This window comes from Candidatus Poribacteria bacterium (assembly GCA_016866785.1).
Classification (GTDB): domain Bacteria; phylum Poribacteria; class WGA-4E.
The window spans coordinates 1-1,804 of record VGLH01000276.1 but is presented as its reverse complement, the minus strand read 5'-3'; the positions used below and the strand labels follow the sequence as shown (position 1 = coordinate 1,804).

Sequence of the window (1,804 nt, the reverse complement as noted above, 5' to 3'; positions counted from 1 at the left end):
GATAACCCGACACTTCACTGTCACTGACCACAAGGTTCCGCTCGCCTCTCATCGTCTCTTGAGCCGACTAGAACTGGACGATCTTCCAGTAGAACGTGATGTACGGGTTCTGGAAGTGGGCTCCGATGCGGAACGTGTCCGTCGGGGCGATGAGGAAGCCGAGGTCGATATCCACCGGTCGGTACGTGCCGTTGGCAAACGAGATGACGCCCGGCGTCTCCTCGTCGAAGTAGTCCTCGGCGGCGTCGGCGAACTCGACGTACCGCCAGCTATTGTCGGCGAAGACCTGGACGAGGAACTTGACGCGCTTGGTCATGTCGTAGTCGAGCGCTGCCCAGAAGCGGTAGGGGACGAAGTCCTCCCACTCGCTGCCGGGCTTCAGGTCGGGTCGCTCCTGGAAGAGGAGGCTGTTCGTCTTGGCGCCGACATGGACGCCCCACTTCCCTCTGCCGTTCCGGAGCGAATCCCGCCAGCTCAGGGCGAGATAGAGCTCCTCGAAGACCGCCATGTTCCCATCATCCGAACCATCGGCGAGGAGGTCCTTGATCTCGGGAGCCGCCTGGTCGGGACCACCGTCGACGCCGCCCCCGCTGATGAAGTGCCGATACCGGTCGTATTCACGGCGCATGTCGTGACGCGTGGAGAGCCGACCGCCGACACCCAGTCCGATCTCCTGGGCGCCGCGCCGTCGGTTGAACAGGGTGAAGTGCGGGCTCAGGTTGATGTCTCCCTGGAAGCTGTCGAACATCCGCGTCGTCAGCATGAAGTTGTCCGTGAACCCGAAGCCGATGGACAGCCCGCTGATGTAGAACGCGCGCTCCTGGAGACCGAACGCCGTCGGGTCAAGGAAGACGTTCGTCAGCGTCTCTTCGCCCTGGAAGAACCGCTGGCGCTGCTCGCGCTCGGGAACCTGCCTGCCGCCGAGGAACCGATCCATCGCGCGGATATCGCTCTTGTTGATGACCACTTCCCCGTAGTCCGACAGCAGGACGTAGCTGACGGCGTCCTCGGACAACACCTCGCCCCGGAAGCGCGTGCCGTTGCCCTTCGTGATCGTCGCCGTCTCCATGAGGAAGTCCGCGATGGGGATGCGGAGCGTGCCGTCTTCGGTCTCTATCGAGACGACCCCATCGCTCGACACGTCGCGGATAGTTCCCTGGAGCAGGTTCCCGTTGCGGAGGTAGAAGGGCTTGGACATGCCCTTGTGCAGCGTTGGCGTCAGCGCCGTGGAGTTGGCCGCAGGAGCGGTCTCGGTGGCAGGCGTTTCCGCTGCAGCCTGCGCCGCTGCGGGTTTCTCTTCGACGTCGCCGAGAACCATCCGCTCGAGCTGCGAGCGGGGTCGGAGGGGCGTTTCCGGCGCTTGCGCCCATGCTGCCCCGACGCCCATGCTCAGGACGATGACGCAGCCGAAGACGCGCGGTGCATTGCGTACACTCGAACACGTCGGCTGTGCCGGTCGTGCCAGCGGGACGCAGCCGAAGACGCGCGGTGCATTGCGTACACGGAACATCGTCGGTACTCCTTCTCGTCTGCGCTCAGCGGCGCAGGTCTGCCCACGCGACCGGCAGATGCGCCTTGGGCGACACCGCGCGAGGGCTCTCCTGGATCGGTTCCTGCGAAACGGTGCGGAGCTTCCACACTCCATCCTGCTGCTCGGCGAGGACCCAGAACTCGCCACCGGCGATGCCCGGCTGATGCGCGAGCGCTCGGCTCGTCTTGGTGTCGATGGCGATGGGCATCTTGTCGACGCTCAGGCTGGCGAGCGCTCCGGTCGCTGCGAGGGCTTGGATCGCCGCGAAGGCGT

General features: G+C 65.0%; 1 protein-coding gene. It reads right to left on the bottom strand.

Going from position 1 to position 1,804, the window contains the following annotated elements; genetic code table 11:
• Positions 1-67: 67 nt before the first annotated feature.
• Positions 68-1,510, bottom strand: coding sequence for a hypothetical protein (locus tag FJZ36_19245; GenBank protein MBM3217036.1), 1,443 nt, complete (start codon positions 1,508-1,510; stop codon positions 68-70).
• Between the last annotated feature and the right edge of the window lie 294 nt (positions 1,511-1,804).